The organism is Streptomyces sp. NPDC045026, from assembly GCF_056432625.1.
Genome location: NZ_JBWKIS010000002.1, coordinates 201,037 through 218,582 on the forward strand (window position 1 = coordinate 201,037; position 17,546 = coordinate 218,582).

At 67.9% G+C, this 17,546-nt stretch carries 23 protein-coding genes; 18 read left to right on the forward strand and 5 right to left on the reverse strand.

The genetic code is table 11. From position 1 onward, the window contains the following. The first annotated feature begins 7 nt into the window (after window positions 1-7). From AC07EJ_RS04655 to AC07EJ_RS04720, 14 genes are all read left to right on the forward strand, one after another. Entirely contained in the window at window positions 8-4,543 is a 4,536-nt protein-coding gene (locus AC07EJ_RS04655) for a hypothetical protein (protein WP_478883776.1), read from the forward strand. Continuing rightward, the gene (locus AC07EJ_RS04660) at window positions 4,544-5,518 is read left to right on the forward strand and encodes a phage tail family protein (protein ID WP_478883777.1); all 975 of its coding nucleotides are present in this window, start codon (window positions 4,544-4,546) and stop codon (window positions 5,516-5,518) included. A gap of 3 nt (window positions 5,519-5,521) precedes the next feature. After that, window positions 5,522-6,679 carry a siphovirus ReqiPepy6 Gp37-like family protein gene (locus tag AC07EJ_RS04665; RefSeq protein ID WP_478883778.1) on the forward strand — a complete coding sequence of 386 codons (1,158 nt, stop codon included), beginning with the start codon at window positions 5,522-5,524 and terminating at the stop codon, window positions 6,677-6,679. Between the two features lie 3 nt (window positions 6,680-6,682). Further along, window positions 6,683-7,621, forward strand: a complete 939-nt coding sequence (locus AC07EJ_RS04670) for a hypothetical protein (RefSeq protein WP_478883779.1) — start codon at window positions 6,683-6,685, stop codon at window positions 7,619-7,621. Beyond that, window positions 7,621-9,594: a hypothetical protein gene (locus tag AC07EJ_RS04675; RefSeq protein ID WP_478883780.1), complete on the forward strand. Its 1,974-nt coding sequence runs from the start codon at window positions 7,621-7,623 to the stop codon at window positions 9,592-9,594. Before AC07EJ_RS04670 ends, AC07EJ_RS04675 begins: the two co-directional genes overlap by 1 nt. Window positions 9,595-9,602: 8 nt before the next feature. Further along, window positions 9,603-10,097: a hypothetical protein gene (locus tag AC07EJ_RS04680; protein WP_478883781.1), complete on the forward strand. Its 495-nt coding sequence runs from the start codon at window positions 9,603-9,605 to the stop codon at window positions 10,095-10,097. Beyond that, complete coding sequence (locus tag AC07EJ_RS04685) at window positions 10,094-10,891, forward strand: peptidoglycan-binding protein (RefSeq protein ID WP_478883782.1); 798 nt, start codon at window positions 10,094-10,096, stop codon at window positions 10,889-10,891. The genes AC07EJ_RS04680 and AC07EJ_RS04685 overlap by 4 nt, the downstream gene beginning before the upstream one ends. Before the next feature lie 14 nt (window positions 10,892-10,905). Continuing rightward, window positions 10,906-11,088 (forward strand): hypothetical protein, encoded by a 183-nt coding sequence (locus AC07EJ_RS04690; protein ID WP_478883783.1) that lies wholly within the window; start codon window positions 10,906-10,908, stop codon window positions 11,086-11,088. A gap of 15 nt (window positions 11,089-11,103) precedes the next feature. Then, a complete protein-coding gene (locus AC07EJ_RS04695) occupies window positions 11,104-11,454 on the forward strand; it encodes a hypothetical protein (RefSeq protein ID WP_478883784.1) in 351 nt (116 codons plus the stop codon). Then, window positions 11,451-12,104 (forward strand): collagen-like protein, encoded by a 654-nt coding sequence (locus tag AC07EJ_RS04700; RefSeq protein ID WP_478883785.1) that lies wholly within the window; start codon window positions 11,451-11,453, stop codon window positions 12,102-12,104. Before AC07EJ_RS04695 ends, AC07EJ_RS04700 begins: the two co-directional genes overlap by 4 nt. 272 nt (window positions 12,105-12,376) lie before the next feature. Next, the gene (locus tag AC07EJ_RS04705; RefSeq protein ID WP_478883925.1) at window positions 12,377-13,045 is read left to right on the forward strand and encodes a recombinase family protein; all 669 of its coding nucleotides are present in this window, start codon (window positions 12,377-12,379) and stop codon (window positions 13,043-13,045) included. A 1-nt stretch (window position 13,046) separates the two neighbouring features. Next, entirely contained in the window at window positions 13,047-13,226 is a 180-nt protein-coding gene (locus AC07EJ_RS04710) for a hypothetical protein (RefSeq protein ID WP_478883786.1), read from the forward strand. A gap of 295 nt (window positions 13,227-13,521) precedes the next feature. Then, the gene (gene ku / locus AC07EJ_RS04715) at window positions 13,522-14,457 is read left to right on the forward strand and encodes a non-homologous end joining protein Ku (RefSeq protein WP_478883787.1); all 936 of its coding nucleotides are present in this window, start codon (window positions 13,522-13,524) and stop codon (window positions 14,455-14,457) included. 27 nt (window positions 14,458-14,484) lie between these two features. Beyond that, window positions 14,485-14,652: a hypothetical protein gene (locus tag AC07EJ_RS04720; RefSeq protein ID WP_478883788.1), complete on the forward strand. Its 168-nt coding sequence runs from the start codon at window positions 14,485-14,487 to the stop codon at window positions 14,650-14,652. Window positions 14,653-14,793: 141 nt separating this feature from the next. Here the strand turns inward: AC07EJ_RS04720 and AC07EJ_RS04725 are convergent, their stop codons facing one another. Together AC07EJ_RS04725 and AC07EJ_RS04730 are read right to left on the reverse strand one after the other, a co-directional pair. Further along, window positions 14,794-14,955: a hypothetical protein gene (locus AC07EJ_RS04725; protein ID WP_165914397.1), complete on the reverse strand. Its 162-nt coding sequence runs from the start codon at window positions 14,953-14,955 to the stop codon at window positions 14,794-14,796. A gap of 138 nt (window positions 14,956-15,093) precedes the next feature. Continuing rightward, window positions 15,094-15,432 carry a DUF6233 domain-containing protein gene (locus tag AC07EJ_RS04730; RefSeq protein WP_478883789.1) on the reverse strand — a complete coding sequence of 113 codons (339 nt, stop codon included), beginning with the start codon at window positions 15,430-15,432 and terminating at the stop codon, window positions 15,094-15,096. A 54-nt stretch (window positions 15,433-15,486) separates the two neighbouring features. On the opposite strand from AC07EJ_RS04730, the gene AC07EJ_RS04735 reads away from it, so the two are divergent. Both AC07EJ_RS04735 and AC07EJ_RS04740 read left to right on the forward strand, forming a co-directional pair. After that, window positions 15,487-15,828: a hypothetical protein gene (locus AC07EJ_RS04735; protein WP_478883790.1), complete on the forward strand. Its 342-nt coding sequence runs from the start codon at window positions 15,487-15,489 to the stop codon at window positions 15,826-15,828. Window positions 15,829-15,840: 12 nt separating this feature from the next. Beyond that, a complete protein-coding gene (locus tag AC07EJ_RS04740) occupies window positions 15,841-16,053 on the forward strand; it encodes a hypothetical protein (protein ID WP_478883791.1) in 213 nt (70 codons plus the stop codon). A gap of 142 nt (window positions 16,054-16,195) precedes the next feature. Here the strand turns inward: AC07EJ_RS04740 and AC07EJ_RS04745 are convergent, their stop codons facing one another. The 3 genes from AC07EJ_RS04745 to AC07EJ_RS04755 all read right to left on the reverse strand — a co-directional run bounded on the left by AC07EJ_RS04745 (window position 16,196) and on the right by AC07EJ_RS04755 (window position 16,929). Beyond that, window positions 16,196-16,435, reverse strand: coding sequence for a hypothetical protein (locus AC07EJ_RS04745; RefSeq protein ID WP_478883792.1), 240 nt, complete (start codon window positions 16,433-16,435; stop codon window positions 16,196-16,198). 9 nt (window positions 16,436-16,444) lie between these two features. Beyond that, window positions 16,445-16,624, reverse strand: coding sequence for a hypothetical protein (locus AC07EJ_RS04750; RefSeq protein WP_478883793.1), 180 nt, complete (start codon window positions 16,622-16,624; stop codon window positions 16,445-16,447). A gap of 62 nt (window positions 16,625-16,686) precedes the next feature. After that, window positions 16,687-16,929 (reverse strand): GntR family transcriptional regulator, encoded by a 243-nt coding sequence (locus AC07EJ_RS04755; protein ID WP_478883794.1) that lies wholly within the window; start codon window positions 16,927-16,929, stop codon window positions 16,687-16,689. Between the two features lie 320 nt (window positions 16,930-17,249). Here AC07EJ_RS04755 and AC07EJ_RS04760 point away from each other — a divergent pair, with 320 nt between their 5' ends. Together AC07EJ_RS04760 and AC07EJ_RS04765 are read left to right on the forward strand one after the other, a co-directional pair. After that, window positions 17,250-17,417: a hypothetical protein gene (locus AC07EJ_RS04760; protein WP_478883795.1), complete on the forward strand. Its 168-nt coding sequence runs from the start codon at window positions 17,250-17,252 to the stop codon at window positions 17,415-17,417. Next, window positions 17,414-17,545: a hypothetical protein gene (locus AC07EJ_RS04765; RefSeq protein ID WP_478883796.1), complete on the forward strand. Its 132-nt coding sequence runs from the start codon at window positions 17,414-17,416 to the stop codon at window positions 17,543-17,545. The genes AC07EJ_RS04760 and AC07EJ_RS04765 overlap by 4 nt, the downstream gene beginning before the upstream one ends. Window position 17,546 lies beyond the last annotated feature (1 nt).

The window sequence follows — 17,546 nt, forward strand, 5'->3', positions numbered from 1 at the left end:
GTGTGCGGTGGCTGCTTCCGGTGTGCTCGTCGGACGCGGATATGTCTCCATCAGGCCGGAGTTCGAGGGCGACTGGTCCCGCACCGTCAACACCCGTGCGAGCAGCGCGGGCAGGAGCGGGGCCGGTGCTTTCTCCAAGGCATTCGGTGCTGGGATCAAAGGCGTCGGAGCGCTGGCCGGCGTTGCCATCGGCGCGAACCTGGCGAGCGCGGCAGCTGGTGCAGCCATGCTCGCTCCAGCGCTGGCGACGGCCGGGGCGGCAGCCGGGGCCCTCAAGATCGGCATGTCCGGTGTAGGCGCCGCGTTCAAGGCGGCGTTCGCCGACTCGACCGGGCAGGCATCGTCGGCCGCCTCGGCGACGCGCGCCGTGGAGTCCGCTCAGCGCGGGCTCGCGAACGCGCAGCGCGCCCTTGCGGACGCGCGCGTGCAGGCGGCCGAGCGGGTACGCGAGGCGAACCGCGCCGTCGAGGACGCGGAGCGCTCCCTCGCCCGCACGGTGGAGGAGTCCGCGCAGCGCCAGCAGGACGCGCAGCGGCAGGTCAAGGAAGCCGAGCGGGACCTGGCCGACGCTCAGCGTGAGGCGACCAAGGTCCAGAGCAGCCTCAATGAGGCGCGGCAGCAGGCCGCACGCGATCTCGAGGACCTGAACAACAAGCTGTCGCAGTCGCGTCTGGACGAGCGCGAGGCGACCCGCAAGCTCGCGGACGCCGAGGCCGCACTGAAGGCCGCCGAGGAGAAGCCCGGCAACGCCCTCAAAGACATCGAGGCTCTGCGCCTTGCCCGCGACCAGGCGGCGCTGGACCTGAAGGAACAGCAGGGCGAGACGAAGCGCCTGTCCCAGGACTCCGACGCGGCCAACAAGGCAGGCGTAGAGGGCAGCAAGAAGGTCAAGGACGCGCAGGACCGGATCGCCGACTCGCAGCGCAACGTCGCTGACAAGTCGCGCGCCCTGGCCCGCGCGCAGGAGGACGCGCGGCGCGCGGGCGTGGATGGTGCCCGTGCTGTCGCGGACGCTCAGCGTGCCCTCGCGGAGGCGCAGGCCGGCGTCGCCAAGGCGCACGCGGATGGCGCGCGGCAGATCGAGGACGCCCAGCGTGGCGTCGCGGACGCCGCGGCGGCCGTTGCCGATGCGCAGGCCGCTGCCGCTGCGCAGACTTCGGCGGCCGATGCCGCTATGGCGAAGCTCGCACCGAACGCGCAGGCGTTCGTGCGGGCGGTCAAAGGGCTGGCCCCGGCCTGGGACGCGATGCGCCTGTCGGTCCAGAACGAACTGTTCAAGGGCCTGGATGACACCGTCACCACCCTCGGCCGCGCCACGATCCCCGTGCTGCAGCGGCAGCTCACCGCCACCGCGGGCGTGTGGAACAGCCTGGCCAAGAACGCGGCCGGCGCTGTCACCGAGATGGCCAAGAGCGGCATGCTCGACAAGATCCTGGCCGGGGCGACGAAGAACCTGAAGGTCTTCGAGAAGACCCCCGGGCAGATCGTCACTGCGTTCGGGCAGCTGTCTGTCGCCGCCCAGCCTGCGTTCAACAGTCTGCTCACCCAGTTCGCCGGGGCGATCAAGCACTTCACCGACGGCATTGCCAAGAGCTTCAAGAGCGGCGGCCTCGAGGAGGGCATCAACGCTGCCTTCAAGATCCTGGAGTCGTTCGGCACGCTCCTCGGCAATGTGCTCGGTGTTGTCGGCCAGATCTTCAAAGCCGCGTCCGATGCGGGCGGTTCGATCGTCGGCACACTCGGTGCGGTCTTCGGCGAGCTGAAGAAGATCCTTGCTACGGACGAGATGCAGGCCTCGATGAGGTCTCTCTTCACGTCCGTGGCGCAGATCGTCACGTCGATCGTCCCGGTCATCGGGTCGATCGTGCAGGCCGTCGTGCCGCTGATGGCCGCGATTGCCGGGCCGATCGCCAACCTCGCGCAGGTGCTGGGCCCGGTGCTGTCGAAGCTTGCGTCGGCGCTCGGTGCTGCCCTCCTGCCGATCATCCAGGCGCTTTCGCCTGTGATCACGCAGGTCGGCTTGGCGCTGATCCAGATCGTCGAAGCGGTGACACCGCTGCTCAAGCCGATCGCCGACCTGATCTCGGGCGTCATTACCGCGCTGGCCCCTGCTCTTCAGCCGGTGATCGCCCTGATCACCATGCTGACCGATGCGCTGGTCGGCCCCCTGTCACAGGTCGTCAAGGCACTGACCCCCGTGTTCATCCAGCTCGGCGGCGTCATCTCCCAGATCTTCGCCGCGATACAACCCTTCCTGGCGCCGCTCGTCGACATGATCGGCCAGGTCGCCGGTCTCGTCGCCGGGATCCTGGCGCAGGCCTTCAAGCAGCTCATGTCGGCACTGGGTCCGCTGATCCCCATCGGGATCCAGCTGATCCAGGACGTTTTCAGCGCCCTGACACCGGTACTGCCGGTGCTCGTCGACGCATTCAGTGAGATCGCGAAGGCGGCGCTCTCGTTGATCGGCCCGATCGGCGGCATCGTCGCGGAGCTCGGCAAGCAGCTGGCCCCCGTCATCGCCGACCTGGCGCCCGTCATCGCGCAGATCGCCATGCTCTTCGCGGGCGCTCTCGCCGACGCGATCCCGCCTCTGGCCGCCGCCGTCGTGACGCTGGTCGGCGCGCTCAATCCGCTGTGGCCGTTGATCGGCCAGCTGATCGGCCAGGTCGTCAAGCTCGCCGCCGGCCTCCTCGTGCAGCTGCTCCCCACGTTCATCCAGCTGGCCCTCGCGATCGTCCCCCTGATTCCGTCCCTGGTGAAGATCGCGGCGATCGTCCTGGAGCTGGCAGTCAAGGTGTTGTCCTGGCTGCTGCCGCCGCTGATTCAGCTGGCCGGGTTCCTCATCGGCGTGTTCGCCGGGGCGCTGAAGGTCGCGATCGGCTGGATCACCAGCATCGTCAAGTGGATCTCGACGCTGGTGGGTTGGGTCGCCGACAAGCTCGGCCCGGCCATGACGTGGCTGAAGGACAAGGTCATCAAGCCGGTGTGGTCCGGGATCAAGACCGCGATCAGCGGCGCCTGGACCGGGATCAAGGCGGTTTTCGGGTGGATCAAGTCCGGAGTCACTGCTGTAGGCGACGTATTCCGCTGGCTGTACAACAAGGCGATCAAGCCCGCGTGGAACGGGATCAAGTCCGCGATCAGCTTCGTGTACGAGAAGGGCATCAAGCCGATCTTCAGTGCGCTGAAGAGCGCGGTGAAGGCTGTCTCCGACTCCTTCGACACGGCACGCAAGGCGATCAAGACGGCGTGGGACAAGTTGAAGGGGATCGCCAAGGGTCCCGTCAACTTCATCATCGACATCGTCTACAACAAGGGGATCCGCGGAGTCTGGAACAAGATTGCTGGTGCCTTCGGTGCGCCGAAGCTCGACAAGTTCCAGTTCGCGCAGGGTGGCGTCCTGCCCGGCTACACGCCGGGCCGCGACCCGCACAAGTTCTACAGCCCCACCGGTGGCGCTCTGGAGATGTCCGGCGGCGAGGCCATCATGCGCCCGGAGTTCACCCGCGGCGTGGGCCCCGGCTTCGTCTCGTACTTCAACCACCTCGCCAAGTCAGGCGGTGCGGGGAGGGTCCGCGAAGCGCTCGCTCCGGTGCTCGGCGGAAACGATCAGCGCTCGCCCACCGACCGGAGCCTGCGCTACAAGGACGGCGGGATCTTCGGCTGGATCGGTAGCGCCGCCTCCTCGGTGGCCGGCGCCGGGTCGGCCGCCTGGAACGGCATCAAGAAGGGTGCTTCGTGGTTGGCGGACACGCTAGAGGCGTCCGCACGCGCGGGCGTGAAGAACGTCGTCGACCCGCTGCTCAGGTCGTTCCCCGGCATGGACACCGGGATCGGCAAGATGCTGCGCCACATCCCCACGAAGATCATCGACGCGCTGTTCGGCTACAGCAAGGACGCCGACAAGAAGGGCGGCGGCGGAGTCGGCGGCCCGAAGATTCAGAAGGCTCTCAAGTGGGCCAAGACCCAGAACGGCAAGAAGTACCAGTGGGCCGGCAACGGCAACCCGTCGTGGGACTGCTCCGGTTTCATGTCGGCGATCGAGTCCGTCATCCGAGGCCAGAAGCCCCACCGTCGGTGGGCGACCGGCGCGTTCTCCGGGAAGACCGCGCCGCCCGGCTGGGTCCTGCACGGCAACTCCCCGTTCAAGATCGGCATCACGAACAAGGGAGTCGGGCACACCGCCGGCACGATCGCCAAGACCAACGTGGAGTCGCGCGGCGGGGATGGCGTCGTCGTTGGCAAGCGGGCCCGCAGCTACAAGGACAGCTTGTTTACGTCCTGGTACGGGTTCGAGCCCGGCAAGTACGACTCGGGCGGCTGGCTCCAGCCCGGCCTCACCGCGGCCGTCAACAACACCGGCCGGCCGGAAGCAATCCTGACCGCCCACCAGTGGGACGCGGTATCCAGCCGCGCCGCAGACGGCGGCGGGCCCTCCTACGCGTACACGATCAACGCCCGTACCGCCGACTTCACCGTTGCCGACCTGCAGAGGGTGCAGCGCGTGCAAGAGGCCAGGGCCAGGGTGGGGAGGCCGCGCTAAATGCCCATCATCACCGCCCCTGCACCGCCGGATACGGGTGAACCGCCCGGCGGTGGAGGGACACCGGTCCCGCTCCCGGAAATCGGCCGGGCAACCGCCACCTACACGGACCCCACAGGCACCGTGTGGCCGCTCACCGACATCGACAGCGACATCTTCACCCTCGCCGAGGGAGTCTCAGGACTGGGCGCCACGGCGTATGAGCTGACGCAGGACCCGCACCCGCGCGGGGGCGCACGACTGCGTCACGCGCAGGCGCAGGCCCGCACGGTCGTGTGGCCGCTGTACGTGCAGGGCTCCGATCACACGGAGTTCCTCGCGCGGTGGCGGGCGCTCGCGACGGCGTTCACGCGCACGCTGCGGGAGGGGCCTGGTGTTCTCGAGCTAGCCCGCCCGGACGGCACCCGCCGCCGGATCGAAGTGATCTACCAGGAGGGGTTCGAGGGCGAGTCGAAGCAGGGCTACTACCGGTACTCCGATGCTGCGGTGATCAGCCTGTGGTGCGAGGACCCGTACTGGGTCGACCCCGAGCCCATCACGGAGCACCGCGAATCGTCGGCTGGGAGCAGCAGCTTCTTCATCCCGTACCCGACCATCGCGTCGTCACAGGTGCTCGGGGCGACCACGCTCCACAACCCCGGGGACGTCACCGTGTGGCCGACGTGGACGGTCACCGGCCCCGCGTCGGCGATCACGTTCACGCACGCGGGGACAGGCGAGAGTTTCACCCTCGACCCCAACGCAGCCGCGATCGGCCACGGGAACCTCCTCGCAGGGCAGCAGGTCACCATCTCCACCGACCCGCCGCGCGTGCGCTACCAGAACGGCGACAACTGGATCGGCGGCCTCAACTGGCCGACCGCGTCCCTGTGGGGCCTGGCCCCTGGGGACAACCCGGTGACGTTCACGCTGTCGGGATCCGGCGCCGGGTCGGCCGTCGACCTCTCCTACAACCCGCGCTACGAGACGGCCTGAGCGATGACCATCCATCTCCTCGTGACCAACGAGAACATGGTCGTTCAAGGCGACCCGCTCGTCGACTGGATCGACCTCGACGCGATCAAGAACTTCAACGAGCCCGGAGCCGGGTCGGTGACGCTGCCGGCCCTGCCTGAGGTGATGGCTCAGCTCCAGCCCGGCAACCGGCTCACGGTCATCCGTGACGGGGCGATCTGGATGACCGGGCCGATGGAGGTGCCGACCGACTACTCGTGGTCCGTGGACGGCGACCCCGGCCCCGGCCAGGTAAAGGTCAACTTCTCCGACGACCTGGCGACGATCGCCGGGTACATCACATGGCCCGAGCCCACGCTGACATGGGCCGGACAGCACGGGGCGACCTGGCGTCAGTTCAACGCCACGAACAGCGAGACGATCATCCGCACTCTCGTCAACGAGAACTGCGGGCCTGGCGCGCTCACCGCCCGGCGCATCCCGAACCTCGTCCTCGACGCGGTCGCCGGAGTCGGCACCAACACCACGGAGAAGACGCGGTTCGAGCCGGTCCTCGATGTCTGTCGGCGCGCGGCCCTCGCGGGCGGAGCTATCGGGTTCCGCGTCCAGCAGGTCGGCACGCAACTCAAGTTCGGCTGCTACGCGCCCGCGGACAAGAGCGCGACCGCGCGCTTCTCCGACGGGCTGGGCAACCTGCGCTCCGTCTCGTTCAAGCAGTCCGCTCCCGGCCTCACCCATGCGCTCGTTGCAGGCACCGAGACCGAGGGCAACACGATCCGCACCTACGTCGAAGTCCCCAACACGACGGCAGCCGCGACCTGGTGGCGCGTCGAGCGGTACCTCGACGGAGGCGCAGCCAACGACACGAACGGCGAACTGACCGCCGCCGGTACAGCCGAGCTCGCGGACGGTGCAGCGCCGATCGAGCTGTCCACCGTCACTGTCGACACCGACGACCTGAAGGCCGGCCGGGACTTCGACCTCGGCGACAAGGTCGCAGTCGCCCTGCCGCACGGCCTGCAAGTCACCGACATCGTCCGCTCCATCCACTTGCAGGCGACCCCCGAAGCAGGGGAGTCCGTGACCACGCTCGTCGGCTCCCCGGACGCAACGAACGACCCGCAGATGGTGCAGCTGATCCGCACGCTGAGCCGCAGGCTCGGCCGACTCGAAACGAGGTGAGCCGTGGCACAGGACTCGTGGCCGTCCCCGGCCCACAACAGCAGGGCCGTGACCGACACGGAGTACGAGAAGATCGCCGCTCGATTCTCCGATGACGGCATCTGGGGCAACCCGACCGACACGGCCGTCGTGTCCGCCGGCAGCGGCCTGTCCGTGAACGTCCGCCTCGGCGTCTACGGCAGCCTCCGCGGACACGCCTGGTACTCCGGGGCGTCGGCCGTGAACCTCACGATCGGCTCCAACAGCTCCGGATCCACACGGACCGACCGCGTGGTGCTGCGCCTGGACCGCTCCACATGGACGGTCCGGGCCGTCGTCAAGGCAGGCACCCCAGGCTCGGGCGCTCCGGCGCTGACCCAGCAGACCGGCGACACCGGCGTCTACGAGATCCCGCTCGCCAGGGTCACCGTCCTGAATGGCGGCTCCGCGGTGAGCGTCGCACGCGAGGAGATGTACATCGGCACCCGCCTGCGGCCCTGCCTGTCGTCTGCGCGCAACCCGAACCCGGTCCTCGGCGAGGTCGCGTTCGAGACCGACACCGGCCGCCTCATCCTCTGGAACGGCTCCTCCTGGAGCACCGCCTACGACAGCTCAGGCAGCGTCTCCGCAGACTCCGCCCTGTCCGCATGGGAGATCACCGTCGAATCCGTCCTCGAGAAGCGCAGCGGCAACGTCCACCTGCGCATGGGCACCTTCAACCGCAAGGGCGGCGCCCTAGCCGGGCCCACGGACGCCCGCCTCCCGGTGCTCATTCCGTCCGCCTACCGGCACCCCACCCGGAACATGTACTTGACCGCATACATCAGCGGCGCCGACATCGGCCGCATCACGATCTACCCCGCGAACCACGCGCTTGCCGGCCAAGCGTGGCTTACCCAGAAGCCAGACATCAGCACGGGTGACGACATCCTGCCCGGCACGGTCAGTTGGGTGGTGGACTGATGGCCAGGTCGACCTTCGGCGCCGGTGTCGCCGACTTCGTCGTCACGCCCTCCGATGGCCTGTGGGCCGTTGGCGCCGGCGCGACCGTCACCTTCTGGGACTCGGCTGACGCGGGCACCCAGTACGCGGACCTCCTCGACGCCAGCAGCACTCCGATCACATCGGTGACCGCGGACGAGTTCGGGGCGCTGCCCCGCTTCTCCGGGCCTGACGGTGTGACGGGCATGTGGGCCGACGGCGGCGGAACCTCGCGCGCCTGGATGGATGCACACGGCGCAGCCACCGGTGGGGCTGGCGGTGGCGGGGCCGTCTTCACCAAGCTGATCCGCGTCGTCGCTTCGGCGACTGCGCCGGCGGACGTGCGGGCTGCAGCGGCGTACCTGTGTGACGGCACCGCCGACCAGGTGCAGATCCAGCAGGCCATCGACGACGCGCAGGACGAGGGCGGCGGCATCGTCCAGCTCAGCGTCGGTGACTTCAACCTGGCTGCCCCCGTGTCGATCCAGGGCACCGCGAACGTGGACGACCCGCTCACTGTGATCCTCCGGGGCTGCGGCAAGAACGCCACCACGCTGAAGCCAGCCTCCGGGCAGAACGGCATCCTGATCGGGAACTGGGCACAGTTCCACCTCGAAGACCTCGGCGTCGTCATCCAGGGCGCCAGCTCGGGCATCGTGTCGACGTCGACCACGACGACGACCACGCTCAGCTTCTGGGACTCGTCGATGCGCAACATCCGCATCAGCGGCAGCTACACGCCGACGAACACCGGCTGGGCCATGGACATGGCGATGCCGTGGCGGTCGACGTTCGACAACATCGAGATCCAGGGGACCAGGAACGGCATCCGGATCACCAACGACAGCGCCAACCAGAACGCTGGCGACTGCACGTTCAACCGGTTCTTCGTCGAGATCGTCGGCACAGGCGGATACGCCCTGTACATCGACTCCATCGACGGCAACATGAACCAGAACCAGTGGAACATGTTCGAGGCGGGCGCCAACTCCACTGGCTGCACAGGCATCTGGCTCGGTGGCCTCGTCGGCACCGCGAGCCAGCGCTTCCACGGCCTGAACCTGGAGCAGTTCCAGACCTGCATCAACGTCGCCAACGGCGAGTCGAACGTCTTCGACTGCAACTACGTGACCTGTGACAGCGGTCAGGCCGGGAACAAGATGTTCGTCTGCGGCACGAACAGCTACAACAACACGTTCCGCGCGATGTGGGTCAACATCGACTCCGCAGGCGCCTTGCAGATCATCGAAGACCTCAACACAACCAGCAACACGCCGAACCTGTTCGAGCGCATCCGCATCGAGAACAACTCGACCGGCACCGTCACCTACACGAAGTCGTCGAGCACGGTCTTCCGTGACATCACGACCTTCAACACCGGCAACGCGATGCCCGCTGGCCTACTCCAGTACCCGCTGACCACGGTGAATGACTCGGCGTTCAAGCAGACCGATCACGGGTTTCTCTCATGGACCGCAGACCCGGCGGTCATCTCCGGCGCTGCCGTACCTCTCACCGCCGGCACGGTCTACTTGTCCAAGCTGAAGATCGTCAACAGGTCAACGGTCGTGTCCAACATCGTCTACTACGTGACCAACGCGGGCACCGGCCTTACGGCCGCTCAGAACCTGGTCGGCCTGTACGACTCCAGCGGCAACAGGCTAGTCGTCAGCGCAGATCAGACGACAGCGATGGGAACCGCCGGCACCAAGACTGCTGCGATCACGCCGCAGACACTGACTGTCGGCACCTACTACGTGGCGCTCCTGGCCAACGGCACGACCGTTCCCCAGGTCGGTAGCGCTGGCGGTAACACCGGGATCAACATCGCTGGCCTCACAGCCAGTACCGCCCGAGCGCTCAACACCGGGATTGGCAACACCTCGCTGCCCGCAACCATCACCCTGGCCAGCCAGAACGCGAACAGCGCAGTCCGCTGGGCCGCCCTCACCTAGGAGGCGCCGTGACGGTCCTCGTCTGCTCGCTGAAGACCGACGTCACTCAGTCCATCCCGGCAGACGGCGCCTACCACGCCGTCCGCTTCCCTTACGGCCGCGGCGAGTCCTCGGACGAACACGGCATGCACCAGCTGCAGGACCCGCACGGGCATGAGGTGCGGGACTGGCAGCGCGACGACCGGTCCGGCCTGATCTGGCCGGCCGCGGATGGCTGGGGCTCGCTCACGGCAATGATCTATTGGGAGGGCGGCGGGTACACCGAGCTGCGCGATCGTTTCGTCCGCGACCCCCTCGGCCTGTCGACCGGCGCCGACTCGACCGCGACCGAGCACCGGCCGCCGAGCCCCGGCGAGCAGTTCTTCCACAAGCACCACGAGCTGTTCGTTCACCCGGGCACGCCGCTCGCCCTGCTCGTCGCACACAACGACAGCAAGCCACGGCGCATCACCCTCGCCGAGCTCAAGCTCGCCATCCATCCCGCAGAGGAGGCACGAGCATGAAGCTCGTCACCAGATCACAGCTGGGCTGGCCCGCGTCGGCCGCTCCGACACAGACGTCCACGAAGGGCGTCAAGGTCCACTACGAGGGGTCGCCCGTCTCGATACGGCTTCTCACCGACCACGACGCCTGCATCGCCGAGTGGAAGGCGATCCGCAAGTCGCACCTGGCTAACAAGGCCGAGGGCTACAGCGACATCGCCTACAACTACGGGGCGTGCGCCCACGGCTACCTCCTCGAGGGCCGCGGCATCGGCCGGCGCACCGGCGCCAACGGCAACCAGCCGCTGAACATCGCGCACTACGCCATCGTCGGCCTCGTCGGCTCCGAGGGGCTCACTGAGCCGAACGACGCGATGCTGTCCGCGATCCGCGACGGCATCGACCTGCTGTGCAAGCACGGCGCCGGCAGCGAGATCAAGGGCCACCGCGACGGCTACGCCACCGCCTGCCCCGGCGCCAAGCTGTACGCGTGGGTACAGAAGGGCGCCCCGCGACCGGGCGGCAGCACGACCCCGCCGAGCGCCCCGGACTACGAGCCATTCCCCGGGACCCCCTTCTTCATGAGCGGCAGTAAGCCCGCGCTGGGCAGGAAGTCCGCGGTCTTCACCGCCATGGGCAAGCGGCTCATCGCGGTCGGCTGCGGTCGCTACAAGGTCGGCCCCGGCCCGACGCTCGGCCAGGCCGACGTCGACAGCTACGAGGCGTTCCAGCGATCCCTCGGCTACACGGGCGCGGACGCGAAGTGGCCGCCTGGCCCGAGCAGCTGGTCCAAGCTCCACGTCCCCAACGTCTGAGAGGAACGATCCCCATGCAGAAGTACCTGAAGGCCTTCGCCGCCGCAGTCGCGGCGGGCGCTGCCTCGCTCATCACCGCACTCGACGACGGCACGATCACGACACAGGAGGGCGTCACCGCCGCCCTCGCCGTCCTGGCCGCACTCGGCATCACGTGGGCCGTGCCCAACAAGCCCGCACCCCCGACCAGCGTCTGACGGTAGGAGCAGCACGTGCCCGACGACCTGTCCGTCGGCGAACTCGGGCGCACCGTCGACGCCCTGCGCCATGAGATTCAGCAGATGGGGCAGGGCATCAACTTCCGCCTCGACAAGGTCGTCTCGACCGAGGTGTACAGCCTGCAGTCCGCCTACACGGACCAGCGAATCACCCAGCTGTCGCAGGATCTTCAGAAGGTCGCCGACGCTCGCGAGACCCTGGAGAACGCGTTCGAGACGTACCAGCTGACAGAACGCGATCGGCGCGAACGCGAGCGGCAAGCCCGCCTCTACCAACTGGTCGTGCCTGTCCTACTGGCTCTGCTGTCGGCGGGTGTAGCGATATGGGCGGTGGTGGCGCAGTGAGCGCAACCCGCAAGAAGCCGAGCCGTCTTCGGCTCCCTCGCGCCGAATGGCTCGTCGGCCTCACGCTCCTCCTCGTCGCCGGATTCCTGGCATCGTTGACGATCCTCGTCGTCCGCCAGTCCGCCGACCTGAACGCCGCGAACAAGGCCAGGGACGCGCTCGCCGCTCAGGTGCAGCGCCTCGGCGGGAAGCCGGTGGCTGGCCCGCCCGGCAGCCGCGGCGAATCCATCGTCGGCCCCCAAGGACCCAAGGGGGATCCCGGAACGCCAGGCGATCCGGGCAGCCCCGGCCCGTCAGGATCCCCAGGGAAGAACGGGAAGAACGGGAAGAACGGCGACGACGGAAGTAGCGGCGAGGACGGCGTCGGCACTACCGGCCCGACAGGCGCCGCCGGTAGCAACGGAGTACCGGGACCCGCGGGCCCTCAAGGCGTACCGGGCCCGGCCGGACCTGAGGGTCCCGCTGGGCAGGACGGCGCTGACGGCAACGATGGCCGGGACGGGCAGGCATGCCCCGACGGTTACAGCCTCCAGACCCCGGCCTATGATCCGGACGCCCTTGTCTGCCGACGCGACAGTGCGCCCCAGCCGGAGAAGAAGAAGGACGGCTTGCTGTCGATGGGTCTGGACCCGCAGCGCCGCCAGTACTAGGAGGACGCATGCCCGATGCCGAACCGCAGCCGAAGCCCAGCTACGTTGGGCTGTTCCTCGAACCCGACATCCCGCCGCCGCCCGTCGAGGACGAACCTGCGTGAACCACGCCCCCACCGCCGAAGCGGTGGGGGCGCTTCGCTGTGTCCAGCCGAGAAAGGCCGTTCACCAATCGGTCGGCTACTGATCCTGAACGATCTCCCCTGAGGCGAAGGGGAATTGACGTCCCGTCTGTTCATTTGCCCGTTCATCTGAGACACTGTTCAGGAATCGTGAATCATCTACTTCCTGAACATGGAGGAGTATTGGACCTCGTTGGGTACGGCCGCGTGAGCACCGACGAACAGAACACGCTGCGCCAGCGGATGGACCTCGAAGCCGCCGGGTGCATCCGCATCTTTGAAGAGAAGATCAGCGGCAAGATCAGTCACGAGAAGCGCCCCGAACTCGCCGCAGCCCTGGACTGGATGCGTCAGGGGGACATGCTCTGCGTCCAGGAGGTCGACCGGCTCGGCCGCAACTTGCTCGACGGTCTCCTCCTCATGGGCCATCTCGGCAAGGTCGGCATCCCGCTGCGCGTCCTGAAGGGGATCGGGGCGGGCGACCACTACCCGGAAGACCATCCGAAGCACAACCCGCAGGCCGACTTGATGCTGAAGCTGGCCATGCTGCTCGCCGAGGAACGCCGAAAGGACATCAGCCGCAAGACGAAGAGTGGTCTCGAAGCCGCCCGGAAGTCCGGCAAGCAGTTCGGCCGACGTCCAGTGATGACCGAGCCCCTAGTGATCCAGGCCGTCGCCCTGCGTGCGCAGGGCTTCACCATCCGGCAGATCCAACCGCACCTCCGCATCACGGAAGGCAAGAGCAAGGGCAAGAACCCAAGCGTCGGAGCCATCTCCCAGGCGCTCCAGGCGCACGACGAAGCGCAGAAGGAGAAGTGACATGGCAAAGGTGCTCAAGCTCGGCGTAGAGATGGGCGGCCTGAAGGACGAGGCCGAAGTTGAGCTGCCCGAAGACTGGGGCTCTTGGACTGCCCAGGAGCAGCAGTCCTGGGCAGAGGGCGCGTTGGAGACTCACGTGCAGAACAACGTGGACTCCTGGCACTACATCGACGAAGCCTGACCTGACCGCACGATGCCCCCGCCAGGGAAAGTGGCGGGGGCATCGCAGCGTCAGCGTAAGGTGCGGCCACCCAGCGTCCCGAAGGACCCCTCCCCGAAGGGCGGTTGCGAACTGAAGTGGCCGCTCCGCCACGCTAGGCGAATCAGCGCCACCTGTCAGCCCCCTCGTGCCACACTGCCGTGCGCCCGCCTCGCACCCCCGTCGAGGCGGGCGCTCTGTCTTGGCGCGGGTGCTGCGGCAGGGTCTGCGCCCTAGGCTGGAGGCCTGTCCGCCCAGGGGGGCCTGGAGGTCTGCCATGCCCCACGCCATCTGGTCCGGCGCGATCAGCTTTGGCTTGGTCACGATCCCTATCCGCGTGACCGCGGCGACTGAGGACCACAGCATTCGCTTCCACCAGTACCACCTGAAAGACCAAGGACGGATCCGCACCCGGAAGTACTGCGAAATCGAAGAGCGCGAGGTCAGTGCCGACGAGATCGGCAAAGGGTACGAGGTCTCCAAGGACACGCTGATCGCGATCACCGACGAGGACCTGGCCGGCCTGCCGCTCCCCACGGCGAAGGCGATCGAGATCGTGTCGTTCGTGCCCTACGACTCAATCGACCCCATCCGGATCGGGCAGGGTTACTTCCTCGAGCCGGACGGTCAGGTCGCGAACAAGCCCTACATCCTCTTGCGCAAGGCCCTCGAGCGGAACGCGAAGGCCGCCGTCGCCAAGTTCGCGTGGCACGGACGCGAGCGCCTCGGCCTGCTCCGCATCAAAGACAACGCCATCGTGTTGCACGCCATGCGCTGGCCCGACGAAATCCGCTCCCCGGAGACGCTCGCCCCGCCGGCCGTCGAGATCCCCGAGGACGAAATCAAACGCGCCCTCGCGCTCATGGACGTCATGGCCAGCGACGACATCCCCGAGGACGCCGCGACCGACCGGTACACCGAGGCGATCTCCGACCTGATCACCGCCAGGCAGAAGGGCAAGGAGCCGCCGCATGCAGCGGAGGAGGAGGAGACGACGGCCGGGGCGGTCGTCGACCTGATGGCCGCACTCCAAGAGTCCGTCCAGAAGGCGAAGGCCTCCCGTGGCGAGAGCGGCGAACACGCGACCGTGCACGAGCTGCCGAAGAAGAAGACAGCAGCCAAGAAGCCCGCGAAGAAGACGGCCGCCAAGAAGGCGACCGCCAAGAAGGCCACGGCGAAGAAGACCTCGGCCCGACGTGCCCGCGGCGCATGACCGCCGCCCCGCAGGAAGGGAAAGATCATGGCGCAAGATCGACAGGGAAACCACAGTCCCGAGGGCGAGGACGAACTCGAGTCCCGCAGGCTTCAAATGTTCTTGGACCGGAAGGTCAAGGCGCAGTTGATCCTGGGCAACATCGTGAAACGACTCTCGGAAGCGGAGAAAAGCGTGATCGACAAGCTCAAGTGACCCTGAGCCGAGTAGCTCGGCCGAGCCCGAAGAGCGCTACCAGCACCTAGTCCGGCACGCCGAGTTGCTCCGTATCCGACCGACAGTGCGGGCAGGCATGGACGTATTCCGTGAGCATCGACCCGCCCCGGCCGGGCAGGGTCAGAAGCTGCCGATGATCAGCCAGGCTGCCACGCCCAGCACCACTACATACCCGCCGACGGAGATCGCCCTTCCGGCGGCATCATGGCCTGCGTTCTCAAGCCAGTGGCCCATGAGTCCGACGAGTGGAGCGCCGAAGACGATCAACAGAATGCCGATCAAGAACCCCATCTGTACCCCCAACACAGATCACCGCCTGGTGACCCGAGAGGTGCGATGGTAGGGGCGCCTCGGCACATACGGAAGGGCTCGCCCTGCGGGGGCGTCAGCCGAGCCAGCCGACGTCCAGGATCTCGATGTTCAGTCCAGCACCCCGAGTTCCGTGTCCGGCCGGCAGTGCGGACAAGCGGCCACGCCCTCGGTGAGCGCGCGCAACACCTGATCCCGCTCAACGCCGCGGCTGCGCTTGCCTGCCATGTGGCAGCCGCCTACGTGGACGTAAACCGGGTCGCGGCCACCGAGGCCCATTTCGATGAGCCAGTCCGGGGCGGGCGGATGTGCCTGTTCGCCGCGGTGGCGTTCGGTCTCGCGGCGTTCCTCGGTGGCTATCCATCGGTCGATCTGCTCGACCTGCTGCACGGCGATGCGGCGGGCGAAGCGCAGCATGTCGAGACGAGGCGCGGGCGAGCTATCGTTCATGTGTTCGATAGTACGTCGGCGGTCGCCGTACTCACACCAGGGCAGGAGGTACCCGTGGACACCACTGACCTGCTACTACGGCTCGACCTAGACCCAGCCGACCTGAAGCCCGCACCGGCCCGCGCGGCGAGCGCGCAGGATGCCCGCGAGCGTCTCGGCCCGGACCCCGTCCCCTGCGTGGCGTGTGGCACCCCGGCCCGCTCCACCCGCATCATCGCCACCCCGGAGCATGGCCGACGGTGGCTCGACCTGTGCCGGGATTGCATGCTCGCAGCCGCCAACCGCGGTCGGCCGACCGTGCCGCTCGCCGACACACTGGCTGTGCTGCGTGATGCTGCCTGCGAGGCCGGCGTCGCTTTGACTGTCCTCGTCGACGAGCTGCCGCCGCGGCCGTGACACAGTGCTCGGGTGGATGATCCGGAGCGCTATCGCCTGACCCTCACCTCCGACGGCGCCGTCGTGATGCAGGGCCGGTGGCCCGACCGCGCGACCGGGGAACGAAAGTTCATCTCCTGGGTCGGTAGCTATGGCGCCGTAGCGGACGCGCGAATTGTCCTCACCGAGCGGGGCGATGACGGGACGGAGCAAGACCTCCAGCAGTGGCCCGACGAGGACGCCTGACAGCCCCAGCGTTGTCAGCGGCTGCCCGTAGGCTGGCTCCATCGATATCAGCGTCTGCTGGCTGCAGCGCAACGCCCCGCCCCCTTTGATGCAGGGGCGGGGCGCACTGCTGTCAGGCCGCAGGAAGTACCACGAGGCGGGTCTACTCCGCTGGGTCTTCGTCGGCGTGCCGTACAACCTTCTTCGTTGCCATCTCGACCTCATACCGCGCCTGCCCCGTCGCCTCGGCGTGCGCCGTGACGGCCGCCTGGAAGCGCTCAGCCGCGTCGCGCCACCGGCGCCACTGTGCCGCGTGCTCCTCGCCGTCAAGCCCGGCGAGCTTCGCGCGCTCTTCCTCGGCGGAACGTTCCAGCGTGATCAGGTCATCGGGGATGTCGGCCACGAGTGGATCTTAAGCCGCCTCGGCGACGCCTGCGCGCACGGCCGCGGCCCACTCCTCGACGAGCTGCTCGTAGCGGATCCGGGTGTCGCCGTACAGCCAGCCACCGCACGCCTCGACGAGCGCGCGGATCTCCTCATTCACCGCAGCGGCAGGCCGCGTCGGACCCGAGGCCGGGGGAGTGGGAGACATAGATCAAGCTTAGGTGCCGGGTCTGACACGGCCCAGCGATCAGCGGAAACGGCATAGTCCGATCAGTCGGCGGGGCGGTCCTCGACGAACGTGCCGAGACCGATTTCCGCGCGGACGAGGCCTTCGCTCTTCAAGTGCGCGAGAACCTTCTGTGCCGTCGACGCTGCTACCTCGAACTCGGCCGACAGTTCCACCACGGACGGGACCCGCGCACCAACTGGATAGGTGCCGTCCTCGATCCGTTCCACGACGACCGCCGCGATCTGCCGCCATACCGGCCGCGTCCGGTCAAGATCAATGCTCACATAGTTGACGCTAGGTACCTGCAGTACACCGCGCGACCGCAGTACAGTGCGGTAGACCGCAGTAGACCTGTGGTGATTGGAACCCCCGCAGCCGCGGTCACGGCTCGGGGGCGTGGACGACACCTGTGGAGCGCCGCCATGACACAGCCTACGGATCCACCCCCCACCGGCGAAGAGCTTGAGCCGCTCGTCTGCCCCTGCGGCAGCCCGGACCACGCGCCCCTTCGGGCCGGCGTCACGTTCTCCTCGAGCGGCCCCGAACGCGACCTGTACGACTGCCCGCAGGCAGTCACCCACCGGTACGGCCTCGGACCCGTGTCATGACCGGGCCCGACCCCATCGCCGCGGCTATCACGCTCATGGAAGCCAGCAGGCAGCGCGCGTACATCGCGCTCATCAAGCACACGCCGGACTGCCCGGCCTGCAACGCCAGCCCGCTGTGCGGCGAAGCCCGCGCCCTGTGGAACATCTGGAAGGGGCGCACGTGATCTGCGCGAAGTGCCAGCAGCCCATCAGGCCCGACGAGGAGTTCGACACCGTCACGGTGCACTCGGCGTCGGCCGCCGGCTCGAGCATCCACCGGCATTACGTCTGCCCGCCCAAGCCGCGGCGCTGAG